Genomic DNA, 1,646 nt, shown 5'->3' on the forward strand with positions numbered 1-1,646 from the left:
CCTTCAATGAAGTTGCCCGGCCAGGGGGTTGAAGGTTTCCCCCTTTTCCATTGGCCGATGTAGGCCGGGCATTCTGTCCACCGTGTGTCGGTGGAATTTTGCTATCTGTACACCTCGCGGCGGTGGCCTATTTCCAGGACAACAACCGTGACCACCTCGTCGCGCAGATGACACAGGATGCGGCAGTCGCCAACTCTGTACCGCCATAGTCCTGCAAGCTCCCCTTTTAGGGAATGTCCCAGGGATCGGGGGTCATCGGTGCCATGGATGCGTTCACGCAGAAAGCGCATGATGCGCATTTTGTCCACGGATCCCAAGCGGACAATCTGTCTCTCTGCCGTTTCCCGAATTTCAACTACCCATGCCAAGGCGTCGCTCCATTTCGTCCAGGGTGATGGCTGGTTCGTTTCGAGCCACGGCTGAAGCTGCCGTCAGGTAATCCTGTCGGTTCTCAATAAACTGTTGCACGGCCTCTTTCAGGCAATCGGAAACCGGTTTGCGCAACTCTGCCGCAATGTTGCGCAATTGTGCCTCGGTTTCTGCATCCATCGCGAATACGGTCATTTCTCAACCTCCCCGGATACGAGTTCTCTTCTGTTGAATCGGCACTACCTCTGCCGCTGGCTTGCGGTCCAACGATGCAGCAATCTGGCCGGATATGGCATCCGCTGCCGCCTTTAGCGGGTCTGCGCTTAAATGGGCATATCTTGCGGTAATCGTCGGTGACTTGTGCCCCAACAAAGCCCCGACAATCGGCAAACCCATACCGCTGATAACTCCTACGCTGGCAAACCCGTGTCTTGTGTCGTGAATCCGCACCTCAGACAATCCGGCCCGGTCGCGAATCTTGCGCCATACTTTGGGAAGGCCGACCAGGGAACGCCCCTCATTCAATCCAGGGAAGCAAAAAGGATTGCCCTCGATTCTTGGCAAGCCCGCCAATAACGCGATAGCCGCTGCTCCAATATGCAGAGTTCTGGAACCCGTTTTGGTATCGGGCAACCGCAAACAACCCAATTCAAAATCCACAAAAGACCATTGCAGGGTCAATACCTCACCCCGCCTCATGCCAGTCAGCAGCAGTAAACGCAAGGCAGCGATAGCAACAGGGTTCACCCCTTCGCTTTCGGCCTCCTGCATCGCTTCTCCAAGCCTCGCCAACTCTTCCCCAGACAAAAAGCGTTCCATGGTCTGACGACGAAATTTCTTTACCCCCTGGCAGGGGTTGTTACTCAGTATGTGCCGACGACAGGCAAAGGAAAAAATCCCGCTCAACAACTCCAGGGTACGGTTGGCGGTGCCTTCCCCACCCGTGACAATAGCACGACCACGAACCCCGGTTTTAATATCTGCCGCTGTTTTACCGCTGGCAACCGCATCACGAAACCGCTCAATATCCGCCAGGGTGATTTGATCAATGCGTTTCCTCCCAAGCAACGGGATGACATGGCGCAAGATTCGCCCTCTATCTGTGGCAACGGTAGACGGCTTTTGCGTCGTGGTGCCTTCCTGAATATACAGGTCGCATAGTTCCGCCATGGTTGGCATTGCCTTGCTTGCCGCCTTCTCTTCTGCCGGATCCTCTCCATTCGCTACCTTTGCCAGCAGGTCAATTGCCTCCTTTCGTGCCTGTTCCGGGGTCAACA

3 protein-coding genes are annotated in these 1,646 nt (G+C 55.3%); all 3 read right to left on the reverse strand.

Going from position 1 to position 1,646, the window contains the following annotated elements; all coding sequences use genetic code 11:
• Nucleotides 1-101: 101 nt before the first annotated feature.
• Nucleotides 102-368 carry a type II toxin-antitoxin system RelE family toxin gene (locus EJP87_RS16000; RefSeq protein ID WP_130472847.1) on the reverse strand — a complete coding sequence of 89 codons (267 nt, stop codon included), beginning with the start codon at nucleotides 366-368 and terminating at the stop codon, nucleotides 102-104.
• A complete protein-coding gene (locus EJP87_RS16005) occupies nucleotides 352-564 on the reverse strand; it encodes a hypothetical protein (protein ID WP_130472848.1) in 213 nt (70 codons plus the stop codon). The genes EJP87_RS16000 and EJP87_RS16005 overlap by 17 nt, the downstream gene beginning before the upstream one ends.
• Nucleotides 565-567: 3 nt before the next feature.
• Nucleotides 568-1,646: tyrosine-type recombinase/integrase (locus tag EJP87_RS16010; RefSeq protein WP_130472849.1), on the reverse strand; the 1,079-nt coding region annotated here is incomplete at its 5' end.

Origin of the sequence: Candidatus Magnetaquicoccus inordinatus, from assembly GCF_004217665.1 — a bacterium.
Classification (GTDB): domain Bacteria; phylum Pseudomonadota; class Magnetococcia; order Magnetococcales; family Magnetaquicoccaceae; genus Magnetaquicoccus; species Magnetaquicoccus inordinatus.